At 69.4% G+C, this 23,299-nt stretch carries 19 protein-coding genes; 4 read left to right on the top strand and 15 right to left on the bottom strand.

The genetic code is table 11. The features are described 5' to 3' along the window. Window positions 1-46: 46 nt before the first annotated feature. The 15 genes from JK358_RS25705 to JK358_RS25635 all read right to left on the bottom strand — a co-directional run bounded on the left by JK358_RS25705 (window position 47) and on the right by JK358_RS25635 (window position 19,028). Window positions 47-613, bottom strand: coding sequence for a hypothetical protein (locus JK358_RS25705; protein WP_201951796.1), 567 nt, complete (start codon window positions 611-613; stop codon window positions 47-49). Window positions 614-974: 361 nt separating this feature from the next. Then, window positions 975-2,222, bottom strand: coding sequence for a cell division protein FtsZ (gene ftsZ / locus JK358_RS25700; protein WP_201951793.1), 1,248 nt, complete (start codon window positions 2,220-2,222; stop codon window positions 975-977). A 315-nt stretch (window positions 2,223-2,537) separates the two neighbouring features. Then, window positions 2,538-3,437 (bottom strand): cell division protein FtsQ/DivIB, encoded by a 900-nt coding sequence (locus JK358_RS25695; RefSeq protein WP_307817739.1) that lies wholly within the window; start codon window positions 3,435-3,437, stop codon window positions 2,538-2,540. 6 nt (window positions 3,438-3,443) lie between these two features. Continuing rightward, window positions 3,444-4,958: a UDP-N-acetylmuramate--L-alanine ligase gene (locus tag JK358_RS25690; RefSeq protein WP_201952586.1), complete on the bottom strand. Its 1,515-nt coding sequence runs from the start codon at window positions 4,956-4,958 to the stop codon at window positions 3,444-3,446. Between the two features lie 68 nt (window positions 4,959-5,026). After that, window positions 5,027-6,559, bottom strand: a complete 1,533-nt coding sequence (gene ftsW / locus JK358_RS25685; RefSeq protein WP_201951790.1) for a putative lipid II flippase FtsW — start codon at window positions 6,557-6,559, stop codon at window positions 5,027-5,029. Beyond that, window positions 6,556-8,001, bottom strand: coding sequence for a UDP-N-acetylmuramoyl-L-alanine--D-glutamate ligase (murD, locus tag JK358_RS25680; protein WP_201951788.1), 1,446 nt, complete (start codon window positions 7,999-8,001; stop codon window positions 6,556-6,558). Before murD ends, ftsW begins: the two co-directional genes overlap by 4 nt. Before the next feature lie 49 nt (window positions 8,002-8,050). Then, window positions 8,051-9,127, bottom strand: a complete 1,077-nt coding sequence (mraY, locus tag JK358_RS25675; RefSeq protein WP_201951785.1) for a phospho-N-acetylmuramoyl-pentapeptide-transferase — start codon at window positions 9,125-9,127, stop codon at window positions 8,051-8,053. Next, window positions 9,124-10,641 carry a UDP-N-acetylmuramoyl-tripeptide--D-alanyl-D-alanine ligase gene (locus JK358_RS25670; protein WP_201951782.1) on the bottom strand — a complete coding sequence of 506 codons (1,518 nt, stop codon included), beginning with the start codon at window positions 10,639-10,641 and terminating at the stop codon, window positions 9,124-9,126. The genes mraY and JK358_RS25670 overlap by 4 nt, the downstream gene beginning before the upstream one ends. Beyond that, complete coding sequence (locus JK358_RS25665; RefSeq protein ID WP_201951779.1) at window positions 10,638-12,422, bottom strand: UDP-N-acetylmuramoyl-L-alanyl-D-glutamate--2,6-diaminopimelate ligase; 1,785 nt, start codon at window positions 12,420-12,422, stop codon at window positions 10,638-10,640. The genes JK358_RS25670 and JK358_RS25665 overlap by 4 nt, the downstream gene beginning before the upstream one ends. Window positions 12,423-12,590: 168 nt before the next feature. Further along, the gene (locus tag JK358_RS25660; protein ID WP_232851902.1) at window positions 12,591-14,384 is read right to left on the bottom strand and encodes a peptidoglycan D,D-transpeptidase FtsI family protein; all 1,794 of its coding nucleotides are present in this window, start codon (window positions 14,382-14,384) and stop codon (window positions 12,591-12,593) included. Between the two features lie 532 nt (window positions 14,385-14,916). Beyond that, entirely contained in the window at window positions 14,917-15,897 is a 981-nt protein-coding gene (ftsL, locus tag JK358_RS25655; protein ID WP_201951775.1) for a cell division protein FtsL, read from the bottom strand. A 52-nt stretch (window positions 15,898-15,949) separates the two neighbouring features. Further along, window positions 15,950-16,930: a 16S rRNA (cytosine(1402)-N(4))-methyltransferase RsmH gene (gene rsmH / locus JK358_RS25650; RefSeq protein WP_201951773.1), complete on the bottom strand. Its 981-nt coding sequence runs from the start codon at window positions 16,928-16,930 to the stop codon at window positions 15,950-15,952. A gap of 217 nt (window positions 16,931-17,147) precedes the next feature. Continuing rightward, window positions 17,148-17,579, bottom strand: a complete 432-nt coding sequence (gene mraZ / locus JK358_RS25645) for a division/cell wall cluster transcriptional repressor MraZ (RefSeq protein WP_201951771.1) — start codon at window positions 17,577-17,579, stop codon at window positions 17,148-17,150. Window positions 17,580-18,036: 457 nt separating this feature from the next. Next, window positions 18,037-18,462, bottom strand: coding sequence for an SCO2097 family morphological protein (locus JK358_RS25640; protein WP_201951768.1), 426 nt, complete (start codon window positions 18,460-18,462; stop codon window positions 18,037-18,039). Between the two features lie 125 nt (window positions 18,463-18,587). Next, complete coding sequence (locus JK358_RS25635; protein WP_232851901.1) at window positions 18,588-19,028, bottom strand: SAV_6107 family HEPN domain-containing protein; 441 nt, start codon at window positions 19,026-19,028, stop codon at window positions 18,588-18,590. A gap of 210 nt (window positions 19,029-19,238) precedes the next feature. On the opposite strand from JK358_RS25635, the gene JK358_RS25630 reads away from it, so the two are divergent. The 4 genes from JK358_RS25630 (at window position 19,239) to JK358_RS25615 (ending at window position 23,282) form a co-directional block, all read left to right on the top strand. Continuing rightward, complete coding sequence (locus JK358_RS25630) at window positions 19,239-19,850, top strand: GNAT family N-acetyltransferase (protein ID WP_201952581.1); 612 nt, start codon at window positions 19,239-19,241, stop codon at window positions 19,848-19,850. Continuing rightward, a complete protein-coding gene (locus tag JK358_RS25625; protein ID WP_307817737.1) occupies window positions 19,847-21,460 on the top strand; it encodes a phytoene desaturase family protein in 1,614 nt (537 codons plus the stop codon). Before JK358_RS25630 ends, JK358_RS25625 begins: the two co-directional genes overlap by 4 nt. Before the next feature lie 178 nt (window positions 21,461-21,638). Continuing rightward, window positions 21,639-22,514 (top strand): carotenoid biosynthesis protein, encoded by an 876-nt coding sequence (locus tag JK358_RS25620; protein ID WP_201951765.1) that lies wholly within the window; start codon window positions 21,639-21,641, stop codon window positions 22,512-22,514. 21 nt (window positions 22,515-22,535) lie between these two features. Continuing rightward, window positions 22,536-23,282, top strand: a complete 747-nt coding sequence (locus JK358_RS25615) for an LppM family (lipo)protein (RefSeq protein WP_443677910.1) — start codon at window positions 22,536-22,538, stop codon at window positions 23,280-23,282. Window positions 23,283-23,299 lie beyond the last annotated feature (17 nt).

Below are 23,299 nucleotides of genomic sequence, written 5' to 3'. Positions count from 1 at the left end.
GGCCGGAGCCGACGGACTAGACGAGCAGTCCGGCGACGGGACCGCGCTAGCTGGAACCGGCGGAACCCGTGCCCGCGGAGCCGGAGGAGCCGCTCGAGCTGCCCGCCGAGCCGGAGCCGCCCGCGGCCGCGGTCTGGACCAGGGAGAAATCGCCGCACCAGCCGCCGGGGACCGAGGTGGCCTGGCAGGCGACGTAGACGGTGTTGCCGACGGCGGTGAAACTCTGCGAGATGGTGGTCGGCGCGGTGGCGGTGACCGACTGGCTGACATACGCCGTGGTGGTGGCCGAATCCAGGGCCAGGGCGAGGATTCCGCCCTGGTCGGCGGCGGCCGCGCGGACCGAGAAGGTGTACTGCGCACCCTTGGTGACCGGAACGTCCTGTCCGACATAGCCGCTGTCGTGCACGGTGGCCACGCCGCCGTTGACGTCGGCGTTGTAGAGGTGCGCGGTCCAGCCGTCGGTGCCGCCGCCGAAGGCCGGGTTGCTGACCAGGTTCTGCGAGGCCGCGAGTTGCAGGCCCGGCGCGGCGTGCGCGATTCCGGTCGCCGTCAGGCAGCCGGCCGCCGCCAGTGCGAGTACGCCATGGGTGGTCCGTCGGAACGGACGGGTCATGATTCCTCCTGGTCAGAGCCACAGCGCGCAGTTGGTTACCCGCTGGCTATCTCAATGACCGGCCACGGTAGCACCCGTGCGGGTATGGCCCACGCCACACGCCGCGCCCGGGGCGCGCAACGCTCGCGACACCGCCGCGCGCCACGGCGGCACAGCATCAAATCGCGGCGGCACGACATAGCAGCGCGGCGGCACGACATAGCAGCGCAGCGACACCACACCGCAGCGCGGCGACACCACACCGCAGCGCGGCGCAGCGACATCGCAGCGCGGCGACACCACATCGCAGCGCGGCGGCACAACAAAAATGCGCCCGCTCCGGAAACGGAACGGGCGCACTGGATTCGGTTGTGGCGTGTCGTCAGCGCCGCATGAACGACGGGACGTCGACATCGTCGTCGTCCGGCGGCTCGATGTGGGTGCGGTTGTTGTTGGCGACCGTGGGCTCCAGCGGCGGGCGATCGTAGGACGGAGCCGGGATCCGCGACGGCTGCTGGGTCGGCGGCGGGGTGGGCTCGGCCGCGCGTGCCGGAGCGGGCTCGGGGGTGCTCGCGGACGAGGCGTAGGTGCTGGTGCGGCTCACCTCGCCGGCGGTGGCGCGGGCAGTGCTCGTGGTGGTGCTGGTGAATCGTCCGACCGTGGGCTCGATCCGCCGGGACGGGCCGCTGCCGTCGAAGCCCGCCGCGATCACCGTGACCCGGACCTCGTCGCCGAGCGAATCGTCGATGACCGTTCCGAAGATGATGTTGGCCTCGATGTGCGCGGCCTCCTGCACCAGCGAGGCGGCCTCGTTGATTTCGAAGAGGCCGAGATCGGAACCACCGGCGATCGAGAGCAGCACGCCGTGCGCGCCGTCCATGGACGCCTCGAGCAGCGGCGAATTGATCGCCGCCTCCGCGGCTTTCACCGAGCGCCCCTCGCCGCGCGCCGAGCCGATGCCCATGAGCGCCGAACCCGCGCCGGACATGACGGACTTGACGTCCGCGAAGTCGACGTTGATCAGACCCGGGGTGGTGATCAGATCTGTTATGCCCTGAACACCGTTGAGCAGCACCTCATCGGCCGAGCGGAAGGCGTCCATGAGCGAGACCGCCGCGTCGCCCAGCTGCAGCAGCCGGTCGTTCGGGATGACGATGAGGGTGTCGCAGGATTCGCGCAGCGCCTGGATGCCGGCCTCGGCCTGATTGCTGCGGCGCTTGCCCTCGAACGAGAACGGCCGCGTCACAACGCCGATGGTGAGCGCGCCGAGTTTGCGCGCGATCTGGGCCACCACGGGCGCGCCGCCGGTGCCGGTGCCGCCGCCCTCGCCGGCGGTCACGAACACCATGTCCGCGCCCTTGAGGACCTCTTCGATCTCGTCCTTGTGGTCTTCGGCGGCTTTGCGGCCGACCTCCGGGTCGGCGCCGGCGCCGAGGCCGCGGGTGAGTTCGCGGCCCACGTCGAGTTTCACATCGGCGTCCGACATGAGCAGCGCCTGCGCGTCGGTGTTGACCGCGATGAACTCGACTCCCTTGAGTCCCTGTTCGATCATTCGGTTGACGGCGTTGACGCCGCCGCCGCCGATACCGACGACCTTGATCACAGCAAGGTAGTTGTGCGGGGGCGTCATGGTCGCTCGCCTTCCTTCGATCCAAAAAGCTTGTCGTCTTCGGAAACTCGGCAGTGAACGTGTGCCTCGGTCTCGGTCTTATAAACCCTCAACCATAGGTTTAGCGTTATGTCAAGTATCCGACTGTTGCGGAACGCTATTCGCAGCCACCGCGTTACACGCGCAGGCGCGCCGAAACGAGTATCAGAATCTTGTGTGATTCACCTCGTACGAACCACCTGGCATCGTATCGTGATCGGTTGCCCTCCGGTGCCGTGATGGAACCGGAACGCTCCAGCAAGCCATCGAATTTTCCGATGGCTCAATGGTTGTCGCTCACTTTACCGTCACCAGATTAGGACTCGAAACGTCGAACACCTTGCCGTCTTGGGTCAGCAGGGGTTCGACCACCGCCGCCTTGCGCACCGAATCCCCGACCCCGCCCCACAGCACGGTGCGGCCGTCGCGCAACTCGAGGGCAATATCCGAAACCGAACGGGCCGCAACCTGTCCCACCTGTAGCCGCAGCCCCGGCGGAACCGCGGTGATGACGGCGATGGCGGCCTTGGTCACCGGATCGGCGCCGCTCGGATTCGCCGTCAGCAGCACGGGCACGCCCGGCGGAGCCGGTTCGATCGCGAATTCCACGCTGTCGCAATCGAGCAGATGCGGTCCCTGCGGACTGTCGAAGTAGAGCACGGGAACCCGCTCCTCGACCGTCACGCGGACGCTGGAGGGGAACACCCGCTGCACCCGGACCGAGCGGACCTTGGGTAGCTCCGAAACCCGCTGCGCCATGGCCGTGGTGTCGATGCGCAGCATGGACAGGCCGTCCGGTACCTGCAGCGCGTCGAGCACCTGAGCCTCCGGAACCGCCGTCAGGCCGTCGACCCGCACGGTGCGCACCGACAGCAGCGGCGAGAACCAGCCGACCAGTCCCAGCGCGACGAGCACGACCAGACCGACCGCCATACCGAGGCGGACCCGGCCGGATCCGAACACACCGCCCGCGCGGGGACCGCCGGAATCACCGCCCCGCCGGAAACCACCGCCCGGCCGAAATTCCCGGACCGACCGAAAGATGTTGCTCAGCCCCGATTCTCGCGGAGCCCGCCCACGGCGCAGGCGCGCCCGCCGAGCCGCCGACGCCGCGGCCGGATCATCGGCCCCGGTGTCGTCCCAGTCGTCCTCGGACATGTCCTTCGTCGTGCCGCCGGCTCCCCCACCCGAGCTCACGTCGGCTCACCGCCCGTGGGACGGCCGCGCGCGCAGCCCGTCGAGGATCTGCCCGCCCAGCATGGTCACATCGCCCGCGCCCATGGTGATCACGACATCACCCGGCCGGGCCAGCGAACCCACCTGTTTACCGACACGGGACATATCCGGTTGATAGTGCACGGGTTTGGTGACCGAGTTCGCCACCAGCGCGCCGTTCACCCCCGGCAGCGGCTCCTCGCGCGCACCGTACACGTCGAGCACCACCACCTCGTCGGCCAGCGACAGCGCGTCGCCGAACTCCGCCGCGAAAGTGGCGGTGCGACTGTACAAATGCGGCTGGAACACCACGATCACGCGACCCGGGCGCGAGCGCGCCCCGTCGCGGGCCTCCTGCGCCACCAGTTCCGCGGCGGCCGAGAGCACCGCGCGCACCTCGGTCGGATGGTGGGCGTAGTCGTCGAAGACGCGCACGCCGTTCTCCCGGCCGGTGAGCTGGAAGCGGCGGTGCACCCCGCCGAAACCCTCCAGGCCCTGGATGATTTCGGCCAGATCGGCCCCGGCGGCGCGGGCGGCCAGCAGTGCGCCGAGCGCGTTGAGGGCCATATGCTTGCCCGGCACCGACAGTCGCACGGTGCGCGGGGCGGGCTCATCGGAGAGCTGGAAGACCGCGACACCGCCCACATCGCGCGGTTCGAAGGAGAGCAGCCGCGCGCCCACCGGCACAGCTGTGCCGGTATCTGCCGCGGGGAGACCGCCGAGCGCGTCCGCGCTGTCGGGATCACCGCTCGTGAAATCGGCGTTCGTGAAATCGGCACAGCCGTAACCGATCACCTCGATACCGCGCGGATCGTCCGCGAGCCGGGCCACCGTGCGCCGGGCCAGTCCGAGCGAGCCCGGATCGTCCACGCACACCACGAGCTTGCCGCCGGGCTGCAGCCGGTCCACGAAGTCGTCGAAGACCTGCACGTAGGCTTCGTCGGAACCGAAGTAGTCGAGATGGTCGGATTCGATATTGGTGACCACCGCGACATCCGGCGCGTACTGCAGCAGCGAGCCGTCGCTCTCGTCGGCCTCGGCCACGAAGATGCCGCCGGTGCCGTGATGGGCATTGGTGCCGGCCTCGTTGAGCTCACCGCCGACCGCGAAGGACGGATCGAAGCCGCAGTGCTGCAGGGCGACCACGAGCATGGAGGTGGTGGAGGTCTTGCCGTGGGTGCCCGAGACCAGCAGGGTCTTGTGCCCCTGCATGAGCGCGGCCAGCACGGTCGGGCGCAGCAGTACCGGCACGCCGCGCTCGTGTGCGGCGACCAGTTCGGGATTGGTCTTGGGGATGGCGGCGTAGGTGGTGACCACGGCGGTCGGCCCGCCCGGTAGCAGGTCCAGGGCGCCGGCGTCGTGGCCGATGCGCACCTGCGCGCCGCGCGCCCGCAGAGCCAGCACACCGCGGCTCTCCTTGGCGTCGGAGCCGGAGACCATGCCGCCCCGGGACAGCAGAATTCGCGCGATGCCGGACATTCCCGCACCGCCGATGCCGATCATGTGCACCCGCCGCAGTTCCTCCGGCAGGTCGGTCTCCTGCCCGGACCCGACGGCCGGCTGCTCCAGTGTCACCTCGAATCGCCCCGTTCTCTCGCATGCTTCATCGGATAGCTGGGTTCCCAGGCGCGTGTGCTGCGCCAGGACTCGGTGGAGCGGCTGGTGCGCCTGGCCGAATCCGAATCTATCGATCGGCGGGCCGGTGCACCGGTGCCACCCCTGCCGCCCGAGGGTAGTGCACGACGCTGCTGGCCGGACTTGGTCGCTTTGCCAGATTTATTAGATTTGGGCGCTTTGGCTTTGGCCGCGGCGCGCGCCCGCGCCGCCTGCGCCCGCGCGGGTGAGTACATCTCCGGCGTGGGCAGCCGCAACATCCGGCTCACCCGGCCGTCCCGGCCCGCGTGCAGCGCGGCCACCGCCTCCGGCTCGTGCCGGGCCGCATTGGCGATGATGCCGAACATGAGCAGCGTGATCGCCAGCGACGAACCACCCGCCGACACCAGCGGCAGCTGCAGACCGGTCACCGGCAGCAGACCCACCACATAGCCGACATTGATCAGCGCCTGCCCGGTGATCCAGGTGGTGGCCGAGGCGGTCAGCAGCCGCAGGAACGGATCCACCGACCGCGTCGCGATCCGCAGGCCGGTGTACACGAACAGCGCGAAAAGCCCGAGCACCAGCGCACATCCGAGAAAACCGAGCTCCTCGCCGATGATGGCGAAGATGAAATCGTTGTGGGCATTGGGCAGATAGCTCCACTTGGCGCGGCTCTGCCCCAGCCCGCGGCCCCAGATCCCGCCGTCCGCAAGCGAATACAGCGCCTGCCGCGACTGATAGCCGATGCCCTGCGGATCCTCGCCGGGATTGAAGAAGGCGCGCATGCGATCCGAGCGATACCCGGCCGACAGCGCCAGAATGCCCGCCGCCACCGCACCCGACACCGCGATGGTGACGAACATGCGCAGCGGCAGCCCGCCGAACCACAGCAGCGAGGCCAGCACGATACCCAGTGCGATGGTGGTGGACAGGTTGGGCTCGAGCACCACCAGGAAGCAGACGATCAGACCGGCCGGCACCAGCGGCATGAGAATGTCGCGGTAGCTCGCCTTCTCCGCCTGTCGCGAGGCCAGCAGATGCGCGCCCCACACCACCAGGGTCACCTTCACGATCTCCGACGGCTGCACCGAGACCAGGCCGAAGTCGAACCAGCGCCGCGAACCCTGCACCTCGGTGCCGATACCCGGAATGAGCACCAGCACCAGCGCGATCACCGACAGCACGAACACCGGGAACGACAGCCGCCGCATCACCCGCAGCGGAATGCGCAGCGCGATGTAGAACAGCACCGCGCCGAACACCGCGAACACCGCCTGCGTGATGAACAGCGAATACGCCGATTTGCCAACGGCATACGCCTCCACGCTGGAGGCCGAGAGCACCATGACCAGGCCGAGCACGGTGAGCAGCACCGCGATGGTGACCACCAGGTGGAACGACGCCAGCGGCCGGGCCAGCCACGCCGCGAACCACGCCGTGCTGAGGCGTTGATTCTCCGCGCCGGCGCGGCGTGGTGCGGAATTCCCGGCCGGCCGGGGCGCCGTCATTCCGTTCTCCCGATGTCCTTTTCGTCCAGGGCCTGCACCGCCGCCGCGAAACTACGACCCCGGTGGGTGTAGTCCGCGAACATATCGAGCGAGGCGGCGGCCGGGGCCAGCAGCACGGTGTCGCCGCGGTGCGCGAATCCGGCGGCCACGCGGACCGCCCGTGCCATCACCGCGTCGGGCTCGATTTCGGAGGTGAAGGGGTCACCCATTCCTTGATCGTCCCCCGAAGACAGCTCCACGACCGGGACATCCGGCGCGTGTCGCGCCAGTGCGGCGGCGATCACCGGCGCGTCGACGCCGAAGAGCACGGCGGCGACGAGGTGTTCGCGCACCTCCTCCACGAGATCCTCGACGCTCGCGCCCTTGAGCTGACCGCCCGCCACCCAGATCACATTGGGGTGGGCCAGGATCGACGAACGCGCCGCGTGCGGGTTGGTGGCCTTGGAGTCGTCGACGAATTCGACGCCCAGCAGTTCGCGCACATGCGCGGCCCGGTGCGGGCCGACCTTGTGCTCCTGCAGGCCCTCCTTCACGAATTGCGGGGCCACATCGATGGATCGGGTCAGCGCGGCCGCGGCCAGGGCGTCGGCCACACCGGCCGGACCCTGCGGGCTGATATCGCCGACCTCGGCCAGAATGGCGGCCTTGGTGAAGGCGCGGTCCAGCAGTTTGCCGTCCACCACACCCAGCTCGCCGTCGGCGGGGACGCCGATGCGGAAGCCGACGGTGCGGCGCGCCTTGGACTTTCGCGCCAGCGCGGCGGCCACGGCGTCGTCGAGCCCGACCACGCCGACGCGGCCGGTGAGGGCGCGCGCCTTGGCGGCGGCGTAGGCGTCGAGCCCGCCGTGCCAATCCAGGTGATCCTCGGCGACATTCAGCACCACACCGGCCTCGGGTCGCACCGACGGAGCCCAATGCAGTTGGAACGACGAGAGTTCCACCGCCAGGATCTGCGGTCCCGGATTGCGCCGCAGCGCGTCCAGGATCGGCAGCCCGATGTTTCCGCAAGCCACGGAAGGGATTCCGGCCGCACGCAGGATCGAGTGCGTCATATTCGTGGTGGTGGTCTTGCCGTTGGTGCCGGTGATCACCAGCCACTTGCGGACCGGGCCGTAGATGCGCGCCTGATCCACCCACCACGCGAACTCGACGTCACCCCACACCGGAATGCCCTCGGTGACAGCCGAAGCCAGCACCGGGGAGTCCGGCCGCCAGCCCGGGCTGGTGATGACCAGCGCGAACCGTTGCAGCGCAGCGGGTTCCAGCAGATCGGCGGAGGTGGCGGTGGCCAACCCTAGTTCGGCGGCCTCGGCCATCGCCTTCTGACCGGCGTCGGTCACCACGGGACGGGCGCCGATGTCGGTGAGCGGCTCGATCAGCGAGCGCCCGGACACCCCCCATCCGGCGACCAGGACGTCACGTCCACGCAGAAATTCCAGCATCGGTCCCGGCGAACGCAGAACCCTCGGAGAATGCTCGACCATCGCCCTATCACCCGACCGCAGAAAGGTATTCGCTGTAGAACAGGCCCAGTCCGATCGCCGACGCCATGCCGGCCAGCAACCAGAACCGTATGATCACCGTTGTTTCGGCCCAGCCACTCAATTCGAAGTGATGGTGGAACGGCGCCATCTTGAACAATCGATTGCGCGTGGTGCGGAACACCGCCACCTGCAGCACCACCGACGCGGCCTCGGCCACGAACAGCGCGCCGATCACGATCATCAGCAGCTCGGTGTGCGTGGTGATGGACAGGCCCGCGAGCAGACCGCCCAGCGCCAGTGATCCGGTATCGCCCATGAAGATCTTGGCGGGCGCGGCATTCCACCACAGGAAGCCGATACACGCCGCGCCACCGGCCGCGCACACGAGCGCCAGGTCCAGCGGATCGCGGACGTTGTAGCAGCCCGCCTCGGGATGCGTGGCACAGGCATTGCGCCACTGCCAGAAGGTGATGATCATGTACGCGCCCAGCACCAGGCTCATGGAACCGGCCGCCAGCCCGTCCAGGCCGTCGGTGAGGTTCACCGCGTTCGACCACGCCACCACCACCACGCACACGAACGCGATGAAGATGATCACGCCCATGGAGATGGTGGAGATGTCGCGGGTGTAGGACAGGCTGCGGCTGGCCGGAGTCAGGCCGTCCTTGGAACGGAACTGCAGGGCCAGCACCGCGAACACGACCGCCGAGGACAGCTGGCCGATGTACTTGCCCGCCGCCGTCAGACCGAGATTGCGCTGCTTGCGCAGTTTGATCATGTCGTCCAGGAAGCCGACGAAGCCCAGCGCGGTGGCCAGGCCCATCACCAGCAGACCCGACGCCGACGGACCCGGCTCGCCGTAGGTCATCGAGATCAGGTGCGAGCCCAGGTAGCCCGCCCACATGCCGACCAGGATGGCCACGCCGCCCATGGTCGGGGTGCCGCGCTTGGAACGGTGACTCTCCGGACCCTCGGTCCGGATCTCCTGGCCGAAGCCCTGTTTGGCGAAGTACGAGATCACCACGGGGGTGAGCAGAATCGAGACGGCCAGCGCGATCGCGGCCGACAGCAGGATCTGGGTCATCGGGCGGCCTCCGGCTGATTCTCGCCGGCACCGGTCAGGTGTTCGGCAACGGCCCAGAGCCCCACGGACTTGGACGCTTTCACCAGGACGACATCGCCGGGGGCGAGCTCCTGATCCAGCAGGGCGATGGCGGAGGAGATATCCGGAACATGGATGGCCTCCTCACCCCAGGAACCCTCCTGCACCGCGCCCTGGAACATGGCGCGCACGGGACGGCCCGCGCCGACCACGACCAGCTGATCCACGTCCAGGCGCACCACCAGGCGGCCGATGCGATCGTGCTCGAGCACGGATTCCTCACCCAGCTCGCCCATTTCGCCGAGAATCGCCCAGCTGCGGCGATGACCGGAACCCGGGCCCTGCCCGTCGGCGCTTCCGGCGCGCGACATGGTGACCAGCGCCTTGAGCGCGGCGCGCACGGAATCCGGGTTGGCGTTGTAGGAGTCGTTGACGACGGTGACGCCGTCCGCGCGGGTGCGCACATCCATGCGGCGCGCCGAGGCGGCGGTCGCACCGGACAGCGCCCGCGCGACGGTCGCCAGATCCGCGCCCTGGTGCAGTGCCACCGCGGCGGCCGAGAGCGCGTTGCCGACCTGATGCTCGCCGTGCACGGCCAGCTGGACGGCGACGCTGTCACCGTTGTGGTGCAACGTGAATCGCGCCCGCGCCTGCTCGTCCAGGCGCACATCCGTCGCGCGCACATCGGCATTCGAGTTCAGGCCGACGGTCACCACGCGGGCCCGGGTGCGCTCGGCCATCTTCGCGACCAGATGATCGTCGAGGTTGAGCACGGCCAGGCCGGTCGGCGGAAGCGCCTCCACCAGTTCACCTTTGGTCTGCGCGATCACCTCCTGGCTGCCGAACTCGCCGAGATGCGCGGTGCCGACATTCAGCACGACGCCCACGCTGGGCGGCGCGATCTCGGTGAGCGCCTTGATATGTCCCGGGCCGCGCGCCGACAGCTCGAGCACGAGGAAGCGGGTATCGGCGTCGGCGCGCAGGGCCGTCCACGGGTGGCCGAGTTCGTTGTTGAACGAGCCCGGCGGGGCCACCACCTCGCCCAGCGGGGCGAGCACGGCGGCGAGCAGATCCTTGGTGGAGGTCTTGCCGGAGGAGCCGGTCACCCCGACCACGGTGAGGGTGCCCGCGGCGGTGAGCCGATCCACGCTCACGCGAGCGAGTTTCGCGAGGGCGTCGAGCACCGCCGCACCGGAACCGTCGGTGTCGGCGGCCAGCGCGATGGCGCGGCTGGCGTGCGGGCGCGGGGGTACCACGATGGCGGGCACGCCCACCGGCCGTGCGGCCAGCACCGCGACCGCACCCTGGTCGATCGCGGTGGCCGCGAACTCGTGGCCGTCCACCCGCGCACCCGGCAGCGCCAGGAACAGTCCGCCGGAACCGATACGGCGCGAATCGAATTCGACCGTCCCGGTCACCGTCGCCTCGGGGTCCGGGACGTCGTGCAGCGTGCCGCCCACGACCTCCGCGATCTCCCGCAGTGTCATCTGGATCATGAGTTCGTCAGGTCCCTCGTCTGCCCGGTGGTGCCGCCTCCGGCGCCCTGCGCGATACCCACCGCGTCGCGCGGCGGGGCGCCCGCGGCGCCCCCGCGCACACTCCGCGACAGAGCCGCCGCGAGCACCTCGCGGTCGTCGAACGGATGCTTCACTCCCGAAATCTCCTGCCCTGTCTCATGTCCCTTGCCCGCGATCAGCACCGCGTCGCCGGGCCGGGCCCAGTCGACGGCGGTCTCGATCGCGGCTGCCCGGTCCCCAACCTCCCGGACCTCACCGCGTTCCGCGTCCGGAACCTGGTCGGCTCCCGCGTGGACCGCGGCGCGGATGGCCGCCGGGTCCTCGCTGCGCGGATTGTCGTCGGTGATGATCAGCAGGTCCGCGCCGCGTGCCCCGGCCGCGCCCATCAGCGGGCGCTTCCCGGCATCGCGATCACCGCCCGCGCCGACCACCACGGCCAGACGCCCCTCCCCCTTGTCGGCGAGCCACGTGCGCAAGGTCGCCACGACCGATTCGATCGCGGCGGGCTTGTGCGCGTAGTCCACCACCGCCAGAAAATCCTGTCCCCGATCCACCCGCTGCATGCGTCCGGGCACATCCACCTCGGCCAGGGCCGCGGCGGCCACCGCCGCGTCGGCGCCGGCGGCCCGGCACACGGCCACCGCCAGTGTCGCGTTGGCGATGTTGTAGTTGCCCGGAAGCCGCAGCCGCACATCGATATTCGCGACCGAGCCGGACGGAGTGAACTCCCCGACGGTGAACTCTTGCACACCGCTCGGCAGCGCCGTCGCCGGACCCGCCACCCAGTCGGCCTGCGAGCCGGGGCGCGCGCTCACGCTCTGCAACCGATCACGGCGCTCGCCCGCCTGCGCAGCCGCTGCCCGCTGCTGCACGAAAAGCGCTGCGACGTCGGTGTACAGGCGCTCGCCCCACTCGTCGTCGGTGCAGATGACGGCGGTGTGCGCGGCCACCGACGGGCGCGGCGAGGCGGCGGTGTCCGGGCCGTCCGGAATGAACAGCCGGCGCTTGGCGGCGAAATAGTCCTCGAAGTCGGCGTGGAAGTCCAGGTGGTCCTGCGAGAGGTTGGTGAACGCGCCCACCGCGAAGTGGACGCCGTCGACCCGGCCCAGGGCGAGGGCGTGGCTGGAGACCTCCATCACCACGGCGTCCACCCCCTGCTCGACCATCAGCGCGAACATGGCGTGCAGCTGCGGGGCCTCGGGCGTGGTGAGCGCCGAGGGCACGCGCACGCCGCCGATGCGGGTTTCGATGGTGCCGATGAGCGCGGTGCGCAGGCCGTTCGCCGCCAGGCCCGCCTCCACCAGATAGGAGGTGGTGGTTTTGCCCGAAGTGCCGGTGATGCCGATGATGCGCAGTTTGCGAGAGGGATCACCGTAAAGGGCCGACGACAACTCGCCGAGCACCGCGCGCGGGGCGTCGTGCACCAGCACCGGAACACCGATCGCGCCGATCAGCTCGGCGCCCGCCGGATCGGTGAACACCGCGACCGCGCCACGCGCCACCGCATCACGGGCGAACCGCGCGCCGTGCGCGTGCGCACCCGCGAGACCGGCGAACAGATCACCGGGCCGCACCGCGTTCGAACGCTGCTCGATACCGGTGACCTGCACATCGTCCAGGATCGCGGGATCCGCGGACGCGGCCGCCGGGCTCGCACCCGCCAACTGTGCCACCGTGCGCAGGGCGGTCGCCTGCGCGGCGGCGGGCCGAAGCACCTGCGGTTCTGCTGAACTTCCGCGGGGCGGCGGTTGCGCGGGCACGAAGCTCCTCTCCGAGACGGTGGTCAGCTATGAGAATCCGGCACTGCATCCGGATCGACGAATGAGGTTACCTGTGTTCCATCGCCGTGCGATCGGCACGGCGCAGTTCCGTCACCCGCCGGTCCGCGCGCCGACCGCGGTGCACATCACGTTCATTCGATCCCTGCTCTAACTCGCCTGCAGAACCAGAGGTTTGGCGGGCGGCGACGGCGGCACCCGATCCCGCTGCAGCGCCCACGACGCGATGCTGTGGAACAGCGGCGCGGCCGAACCGCCGCCACTGCCGTCGGAGCTGCGCACCGGGGCGTCCAGCATCATGCCGATCACGTATCGGGGGTTGTCGGCGGGCGCGATACCCGCGAACGTGATCCAGAACCGATCCGTCGAATAGCAGCGGCAACTCGGATCGATCTGCTGCGCGGTGCCGGTCTTACCCGCCACCTGATAGCCCGACACCGCCGCCTGCGGGCCGGTGCCGAACTGCTGCCCGCCTTCCGGATCCTTCTGCACCACGGCCTGGAACATCTGCCGCAACGTCTGGGCGGTCTGCGCGCTCACCACGCGCACGCCCTCGGGCTGCTCCTGCTCCTTGCGCGAACCGTCCGCACCGACCTCCGCCTTCACGATGCGCGGCGGAATCCGCACCCCGTCATTGGCGATGGCCTGATACATGGCGGTCATCTGCAGGGTGGTCATCGAAAGGCCCTGGCCGATGGGCAGGTTCGCGAAGGTGGAACCCGACCACTGATCCCGGGCCGGCACCACGCCCGCGCTCTCGCCCGGCAGGCCCACACCCGTGCGCTGACCCAGACCGAACTTCTTCAGCATGTCGAAGTAGCGGTCCTCGCCGATGCGCTGGGCCAGCATCAGCGTGCCCACATTCGAGGACTTACCGAAGATGCCGGTGGTGGTGTACGGCAGCGTGCCGTGCTGCCAGGCGTCGTTGACCGTCACACCGCCCATGAACGTATTGCCGGGCACCTGCAGCACCTCATCGGGAGTGGTGAGGCCGTACTCGATGGCCGCGGCCGCGGTGACGATCTTGTTCACCGAGCCCGGCTCGTACACCTCGCTCACCGACGGGTTGCCGAGATTCGCCTGACTCCAATGCTCCGGGCCCAGTTTGGGATTGAACGTATTGTCGTTCGCCATCGCCAGCACCTGACCGGTCTTGGCGTCCAGCACCACCGCCGACGCGCTGCGCGCCCCCGACAGCTCCTTGGCCTGCTGCACCTGCTGCTGCACGTAGTACTGCAGATCCGAATCGAGGGTCAGCTCCACGGCGTTGCCGTTCACGGCGGTCTGCCGATCCCGCTCACTGCCCGGAATCACCGCGCCGTCCGAACCGCGGTCGTAGGTGTAGGACCCGTCGGTACCGGCGACGATGGAATCGAGCGCCGATTCGAGACCGACCGCGCCGTGCCCATCCCATCCGGTCGCGCCGATCACATTGGCCGCCAGCGATCCGCCCGGATACTCCCGCAGATCCTGCCGCTCCGCCCCGACCTCCGGAAACTTCTTCCGGATCTCGGTGGCTACCCGCGGATCCACGTTGTAGGCCAGATACACGAACGGCTTCTCACTGCGCAGTTCGGCCAGCAGATCCTTCTCCGGCGCGGAATCACCCAGCTTCTCGTGAATGAACTTCGCGATCGCCTTCAACCGGTCATCCGGTTCCGGCGCGGTCGTCGGATTCTTCTCCCGCGCCTCGGTCAACTGCTTACGCACCTGCACCGGCTGGAAATTCAGCTTCTTCGCCGCGATGGTGAACGCCAGCAGCTTCCCGTACCGATCGGTAATCGGCCCCCGCACAGCAGGATCCGCCTCCGTCTGCGTCCGCTGCTTGGCCGCATCCGCCGACAGGCGCGGCGCGTTGATCGTCTGAATCCACAACAGCTGTGCCGCCGCCAGCAACAACGCCAGCAGCATCACCAGCCGCCCCACCCCGAATCGGAACCGCATGGCCCCACTCATGCCCGCGGCCCTGGGTCTGGCTCGCCGCACCGGCCCCGGCCGCCCCGCCCCGGATCGACTCGACGCCGCCCGCCCCCGGCCTACCGCCATCCGCTCCCGCGCGAAATCCATACGCCCGCGCCCGCTCTCACCCCGCCCGGCGCCGGAGCCCCCACGCCCCGCACTCCCCCGCCCGCGCCCCGAATCGCCCCGGCCGCGACCGGTATCAGCACCACGCGCCGAGCGGAACGGACTCATAGCGCCGACCCATTCGCCGCACCGTCCACCGCATCCGCGCGGGCCGCGCAGCCGAGGAACCCATCGATCCGCCACGCGCGAGCCATGGCAGACCGCCGAACCTCGCCCAACCCAAGCTTCCCGACCGAGCCGCGTCGAGCCCGCTCACAACCAAGCCCGGTATGCCACAGCGAGTTCGAAATCGGATTCCGCCCTGCGCATGTCCACAGGCCACGGCCGGCCTGGCTCGGCAGTGGCCGAACGGGTGCGGTGCGGCTCTGTCGTATCAGGGTCTGTGCCGAGCTCACCGGCCACCGTCCTGCGCGGCCGGGTTCTGACCTGCGGGGTTCTGCTGGCCCGCATTCGGCTGCGCGGGGTCGGTGCCTGCGGGGTTCGCCGCGGCCGGATTCGGCTGGGCGGGGTTCTGGCCGTTCGCGTTCTGTGCCGCCGGATTCGGCTGGGCCGGGTTGTCACCGGCGGCGTTCTGGACCGCGGGGTTCTGGTCTGCGGGATTCGGCTGGGCCGGGTTGTCACCGGCCGGGTTCGGCGCGACCGGGTTCTGGGCGGCTGGATTCGGCTGGCCGCCGTTCTGGGTAGCCGGGTTCTGCCCCGCCGGGTTGTTCTGGCCCGCCTGGTTGTTCTGGCCCGCCGGGTTCTGCTGGCCCGGAGCCGGATTCGGGTTCTGGGCGGTGGTGGGCGGGCTGGCGGGGAGGACGCGTTCGCCCTGGGCCTGCGCCAGCTGTGGGGGCGCGGCCGAGGGGGCGGGCGGGGTGGTGTTCAGGGGGGCGGCCGGGGAACCCTGGGCCGGTTGGGGGTTGCCCACCACGGTGACCGAGCCGTCGGGGCCGATGACCAGGCGGGCCGGGTCCTTGGCGGGGATCATGCCGAGTTCGGCTGCGCGCTGGGCCAGTTCGGGGGCCGAGTCGGCGGCTTCCACCTCACGCTGCAGGGCGGCCTTCTCGTCGATCAGCTTCTGGTTGGCCGCGCGTTCGGCGCCGAGCTGGTAGCTGTCCTCGGTGGCGCGGGTGGTGAGCAGCAGGGTCAGGGCCAGGCCGCAACCCAGCAGCGCGATGATGCCCGCCACGAAACCCATGCGACCGCGCGCCATCGGCTCGCCCGAGCGGCGCAGCACCGGGGGTAGCTCGACCCTGCCCGACTCGCGGCTGCGCCGGCGGGCGTAAGCCCGTTGTGCCGCACCCGATTTCACCTTCTCGGCCGCTTCGACGCGCCGTCCCCCGCGATTCTGCTTCGGCTGCGCGGTGCGCGCCGGCGTGCGAATCGTCATAGGGCGGCTCCGAGCTCGCGCCTCCCCGCATACCGATTCCGGAATCGACCGCTCATCGTGAGACCTCCCCTGCGATCCGTTCCGCGGCCCGCATCCGCACCGGGGCGGCCCGCGGGTTCTCCTCGATCTCCTGCTCCGTGGCCTTTTCCGCGCCCCGGGTCAGAATCTTGAATTCCGGTCCCATACCGGGCAGTTCGACCGGCAGGTCCAGCGGCGTACGGGAGGCCGAGCGCTGCGCGAGCTCCGCCTTCACCACCTTGTCCTCGAGCGACTGGTAGCTCATGATCACGATCCGGCCGCCCACCGCGAGCGCGTCCAGGGCCGCGGGCACCGCCGCCTCGAGCGATTCCAGCTCCCGGTTCACCTCCACCCGCAGGGCCTGGAAGGTGCGCTTGGCCGGATGCCCGCCGGTGCGCCGGGCAGCCGCGGGGATGGTGTCGTAGAGCAGCTCCACCAGCTGCGCGCTGGTGGTGAACGGCGTCTTCGCGCGGCGGCGGAGCACCTCGGAGGCGATCTTGCCCGCGAACCGTTCCTCGCCATAGGTTTTCAGCACCCGGGCCAGATCGCCGTGGCTGTAGGTGTTGAGCACGTCGGCGGCGGTCGGCCCGGTGCTGGAGTCCATCCGCATATCCAGCGGCGCGTCCACCGAGTACGCGAACCCGCGATCGGCCTCGTCCAACTGCATGGAGGACACGCCGAGATCCATGAGGATCGCGTGCACCGACCCCGTCCGCGGCAACCCGGCCTGCTCGAGCGCGTCGGCGATACCGTCATACCTGGTGTGCACCAGGGTGATTCGATCCTCGTACGGCGCTAGTCGCTCACCGGCCAGTTTCAGCGCATTGGTGTCGCGGTCCAGCCCGACCAGGCGAATATTGGGATAGGTGCGCAGGAAGTGCTCGGCGTGACCGCCGAGCCCGAGCGTGCAGTCGAGGTAGACCGCGCCATCGGAATGCAGTGCGGGACCGAGGATTTCATCGGCGCGATGGAGGAGAACCGGAACATGGCGGGGGCCGTCACTGCTTCGGTGCACCTCGACCTCCCGGGACTTGCCTCACATTCGTTCGCACGGCCACAGATGGGTCGCTTGCGATTCGGACTTTCACTGCGGCGCTTCATCATCGAAACCGTCAGTGTCGGTGGGCCAATGCCCCAGGGTCTCTGACCGAAGCACGGCACCTGGCGTTGGGGAAGTACGTCAGGGTCCGCGTCGGGCAGAGGCCGCAGGGCACTCGCCTCGCTCGGGGCGGCTAGAAGATCCCGCCCAGCGACTCGTCTCTGGCCTGCGAGTAATCCTCCTCGTGCTCGGCGAGGTACGAATCCCACGCCGTCTTGTCCCAAATCTCGAGAAAGTCGACCGAGCCGATCACTACGCAATCCTTGGTGAGGTTGGCGTAGCGGCGGTGTTCGGCCGACAGAACGATCCGGCCCTGTGCGTCCGGACGCTGTTCATCGGTGGAAGCCGCGAGCGCCCGGACGAATGCGCGGGCCTGCGGGTTGCTCCGTGACGCGGCCGCGGCTCGCCGCGCTAACGCGGTGAACTCGTCCTTGGGGTACACGGCAAGGCTGTGGTCCTGACCTTTCGTGACCATCAACCCTCCCGCCAGCTCGTCCCGGAACTTCGCAGGCAACGTGAGTCGCCCTTTGTCGTCGAGCCGAGGGGTATAGGTCCCGAGAAACAACGCTCCCGACACCTCCTACCGGATCACCCTCTCGACTGTCGGCCTCCTGTAGTGCGCGCTCCACATTACCCCACTTTCCCCCACTTTCAATCGAAAGCGGCGGTGATCTCGGTCCCCGCTTGGCGAACTTTGCAGGTCACACCAGCTATCACGGGGTGGGGGAACTTTCCCCGCAGTTCGCCGACACGCGCGACGCGCGCCACCGGGGACCCGACAACAATCAGCAAACCCGCAGATAGCGCCCATTTCCGGCGCGAGTGGGGCGCGGTGGGGGAATCCCGTGGGGGAAGGTGGGGAACGTCCGGAGATCGCGACACGCCGTACGAAGACCAAGCAGAAACGCCGTGACGCCACACCTGAAATCGGTGTGGCGTCACGGCGTGTCGCTGTATGTGCAATCAGCCGACCATGATCGGCCGTCGTGCGTCACCGGAAGCCGGCGACGCGGGTCCTGGGATCAGGGCCCCTCTTCGAAGCGGCGACGGAAACGATCCTCCATACGGGAGGAGAAACCGCCGGGCTTGCGCTGCTTACCTCGGCTCTGGCCAGGACTGCCGCCCTGGGATGGATGGGCCTCGCTGCCGCCCTTGGACTGCGACCCCATACCGGGGCCACCCATCAGCAACAGCACGCCCGCGCCGAACATGACGACGAATCCGATCAAGCTGATGATCGGGAACCCGCCCGGTTTCACCGGTGCGGCAATGCCTGCCACCAATAGGAACAGACCGAGGACGAACAAAGCCGCCGCCTGAAGTCTGCGCCGGCCGGTGGCAGAACGTAACCGTCCACCCCGAACAGTCGAGGCGAACTTCGGATCCTCAGCATAGAGCGCGCTCTCGATCTGTTCGAGCATGCGCTGCTCGTGCTCGGAGAGTGGCACGGTACCTCCCCCGGCACTAGGTAGTGGCGGTCGCCTCCGGGTCGGCGACAGATAGCCGACGTTGGCGGCTGTCTGCCACCAATAATACGAGTTCGATCTGTGCGCTACCACCTACTCGCCGATACTCAAGCCAGCATTCCAGCAACCCACCCTGTGCTGGGGCGTTGCCGAACCGCCGCGGCCAGCAGATCCTCCACGTCATGCAGGAATGCTCCTACCCGCGAAGCGAACTCGTCGGCGCGCTGATCATCGACCGGACGCGGCAATCCGGCCTCGAGCGCCGCGCGCGTCTCGGACTGCGCGCTGAAGTAGTCGGCCCACATGACGAATTCCGGTGCGGCCCGCTGCATCAGCACCCAGGCATTGCGGGAACGCGCCCGGGGCGCGCGATCCGCGCCGGTGAGCGCCAGCACCGCGCCCGCGCCGCGCAGGGCGGCGAGGTAGGCCGTGCGGAAGCGTTCGGCCGGGTCCTTCTCCCCCGCCGACTGCATGAGCAGACCATCGGCGCGCCGTAGTAGTTCACCGGCCCGTCCGGGATGGCCCGGACGTTCAGTTTTACCGGTCATCGGGTACCTCCCCACTCGCATACCCCCGATTCACCAGGCACTTCCATACTTCTCGAGCAGTGAAGCACCACCAATGAAGATCGAACAGGTATTCGAAGGATTCACGTGGGTTTGAATATAGAGAGACCCACCGACAAGTTCCCGCAGCCGCAATGGGACTACCGTCGGATCCACCCGTCCCGTCGCGCGAACGAGAGCTGCGCCTGCCCGATGACCGCCGTCACCCCCAACACCACGCCCGCACCCGTCGTCGTCGACCTCTCGGCCGCGACCATGCGCGCCCGGCTGGCCGACGCCCTCGCGGTATACGTCGCGGCCATGGACTATCCCCGCGGCACCGAACACCAACGGGCGCCGATGTGGACCGAGCACACCACCCGGCCCGGCTGGCAGGCGGTGGCCGCGCTGCTGCCCGACGACAACGGGCGGCTCGACCTGCGCACCGCGCCCATCGTGGCCATCGCGTACGGGTATCACGGTGCGCCGCACCAGTGGTGGCATCAGCAGGTGTACAGCGGTATGCGCCGCACCGGCTGGCCCGAGCACGCGGCGCGTGATCTGCTCGCCGACTATTTCGAGCTCACCGAACTGCACGTGCACCCGAGCGCGCAGGGCCGCGGCATCGGGGAGATCCTGCTCACCCGCCTATTACAGAACCGACCGGAACGTAGCGTGCTGCTGTCCACCCCCGAGGTCGACCACGAGGCCAACCGGGCCTGGAAGCTGTACCGCCGGCAGGGCTTCGGAGACGTCGTGCGGCACTTCATCTTCTCCGGCGACACCCGCCAGTTCGCGGTGCTCGGGCGGCGGCTGCCCCTGTGAGTGAGCGAACCAAGAGCACCGCGAGTGGACGAGCCACGGGCACACAGAAGGTGATCGTCGTCGGCTCCGGGCACAACGCCCTGGTCGCCGCCTGCTATCTGGCCCGCGACGGATACGACGTCGAAGTGCTGGAACGGGATACGGTGCTGGGCGGAGCGGTGTCCACCGTCGAGCGATTCCCCGGACATCAGGTGGATCGCGGATCCTCCGCGCACATCATGATCCGGCACACCGGCATCATCGAAGAACTCCGGCTGGAGAACTACGGTCTGCGCTACATCGATTGCGACCCATGGGCTTTCGCACCCGCCCCGCCGGACTCCGGGCTGCCCCCTATCGTCTTCCACCGCGACGTCGAAAAGACCTGCGCTTCCATAGAAGTCGCGTGCGGCGCTCGAGATGCCGCGGCCTACAAGCGTTTCGTCACGGTATGGGGGCCGCGGTCGGCCCGGGTCATGCGCTCGTTCTCCAGCCCGCCGACACCCGGCAAACTCCTGAAGTCGTTCTGGGGGCTGGACGCGAAGCAGGGCGGCAGCGCCCTGTCCCGCGAGTTCCTGCAGACCGGAGACGCCCTGCTGGACAGCTACTTCGACGACGAACGCCTGAAAGCGGCCCTCGCCTGGTTCGGCGCGCAGTCCGGGCCACCCATGTCCGAACCCGGCTCCGCACCCATGGTCGGCTTCGCCGCCCTCATGCACACGCTGCCGCCCGGTCGCGCCGTCGGCGGTAGCGGAGCGTTGTCCGCGGCCCTGGTGGCGCGATTGCGCTCCGATGGCGGCACTGTGACGCCCGGCGACGCGGTGACCGCGCTGCGCAAAACCGGCTCCGGCTGGCAGGTTCGAACAGCGAACGGCCGAAACCTGCACGCGGACACCGTCATCGCGGGCAGCCACATCCTCACCACCCTGAACCTGTTGGAACAGGGCGGATTCGATACCGGCACCCTCGCCGACTGGCGCAGGCGCATCCGCGTAGGCCCCGGCATCGGCATGGTCGTCCGCGTGGCCACCAGCGCCCTGCCCGCCTACCCCGGCGCACCCACGACCGACTCCGCCCACGGCCTGCAACTCCTGGTCGGCGACCGCCGCGACCTGCGCCGCGCCCACGGGGCCGCTCTCGCGGGCGACCTCCCGCCACGCCCGGTCGTCCTGGCCATGAGCTTCACCGCCCTGGACCCGAGCATCGCCCCCGCCGGCGAGCACCAACTCTCCCTGTGGTCCCAGTGGCACCCCTACGAACTGGCCGACGGCACCCGGTGGTCCGCACACGCCCACCGTGAAGCCGACCGCATCATCGGCGAAGTCGACAGGCACGCACCGGGTTTCGCCGACACGGTGCTGCACCGGCACGTACAGACCCCGGCCGACCTGGAACGCGAGATGGGCCTGCTCGGCGGCAATGTCATGCACGTCGAGATGTCCCTCGACCAGATGTTCATGTGGCGGCCACTCCCCGAACTGGCGGGCCAGCGCGTGCCCGGCGCGCCCGGCCTCTACCTCACCGGAGCCTCCACCCACCCCGGCGGCGGCGTATCGGGCGCCAGTGGGCGAAGCGTCGCCGGACTCGTCCACCGCGACCTGCGCGGCCGCCTACCCTTCCTGCGCCGTTGAGCCACGAACCGTTTCGATCCGGGAGCCGCCCCTCCAGCAGGTCTGTGACGTCGGCCCTGCCGCGGCTCGAACGGGAAACGCGGTACGGCCGTGTGAAATACGGCGTGCCGCCACGTCGACCGGCGCTCCGCGCGCAGAAGCCCGCGCGCTCAGCCCCCAGCACCATCGGAGACAGCCGGTGAATCGCGTTCAGGTCGCCGCGATTCCGGCGGTGCTGCTCGTCCTCGTGCAGATCTCCTATCCACTCACACACGGGGCGGCACGCGATCACGTCACGATTGCCGTTGTATTGCTCTCGGCCGGGGCGGCGCTGATACACGCCGCGTTGACGCGAGGGGTGCGCTGGGCGGCCGGGCTTGTGATGATCGTTTCAGGGGCTGGGCTGCTCGCTGAGATCGCGGGCATCGCGACCGGGTTTCCGTTCGGATGCTACGAGTACGCGAGTGGGCGGATCGGGCCGGAGATCGCCGGGGTGCCGGTGGTGGTGCCGCTGGCGTGGACCGGCGGGGTGTATCCGGTGTGGGTGGTGGCGGGACTACTGAGCGCCCGCGTAACGGCCGCCCGCGCCACGGCGACGGGGGCGGCGACCACGGCGCCGGGCAGGACGCGGCCCGCCGCGGCGGTGCCGAGTTCCCGTGCGGTGCTGCGGATTTCACTCACCGCCGTCGGGGCGGTCGGGTGGGATCTGTTCCTGGATCCGCAGATGGTGGCGGACGGGCAGTGGACGTGGTGCTCGCCGGTTGCCGGGTTGCCAGGGCTGCCGGAGATTCCGGTGACGAACTATCTGGGCTGGCTCGGGGTCGCCTTCGTGATGGCGGGACTGCTGGAACTGTGGGATCGGACCGCGCCGGACAATCGAGCGGCCCTCGTGGTTCCGGTGAGCGTCTTCCTGTGGACGTGGCTGGGGTCGACGCTGGCGCACGCGGTGTTCCTGGGGTTGCCGGTGTCGGCGGTGTACGGGTTCGCCGGGCTCGGGGTGCTGGGAATTCCGCTGGTGCGCGGGCTTCTGGCCCGTCGAATCACGCTGGGGCCGGGGGGCCATGGCACGATGTGAGCCGTGCAGCCGAGTCCGATCATCTCCGCAGTAGAGGAAAAGCTCGAATCCGTGCCGGGGCGGCGGCGCCGGCGGATACGGGTGTGGGCCGGAGTGTTGTTGGCGCTGTTGGTATTGCCACTGGTGACCGGGTGCCTGCGCGTGCAGGCGTCGATGGGCGTCTCGTCCAACGACCGCGTCTCCGGGCGTATCGTCGCGGCCGCCGTGCCGCAGAACGATCAGGACAAGGGCCCGCAGCTGAAGGCGCCCGACGGCCTGTCCACCAAGGTGCGCGTCGACTCCTACTCCCAGGACGGCTACGTCGGCAGCCAGGTGTACTTCGACGATCTCACCTTCGGTGAGGTGCAGCAGCTGGGCGCCCTGTCCGACCAGACCCAGGGCATGTTCAACCTGCAGTTCAACCGCGTCGGCGACCTGGTCACCCTGATCGGCCGCGTCGACCTGAAATCCCTGCCCCCGCACGGCTCCGACGTCCAGTTCACCGTCGCCTTCCCCGCCCGCGTCGCCACCACCAACGGCACCCGCGAAGGCGATTCCGTCGTCACCTGGAAGCTCCCCGCCGGCGAGGTGAGCAACCTGCGCGCCGAAGTCGGCTACTCCGATCCGAACACCCGCTCCTTCGCGGGCTGGGCGGGCATCGTCGGCGGCATCACCCTCGCCGTCGCCGCCGTGGTGGCCGTCCTCGCCTATATGGCCCGCAACCCCGATCCGCCCGCCTACGTCCGCGCCGCCCGCTGGATCCGCCCGGACCGCGACCAGCGGCTGTGATCGCGTCCCGCGCCCGC

Source organism: Nocardia acididurans, from assembly GCF_016741815.1.
Lineage (GTDB): Bacteria > Actinomycetota > Actinomycetes > Mycobacteriales > Mycobacteriaceae > Nocardia > Nocardia acididurans.
The sequence above is the reverse complement of the archived record's forward strand: the minus strand, read 5'-3'. Positions and strand labels throughout refer to the sequence as shown.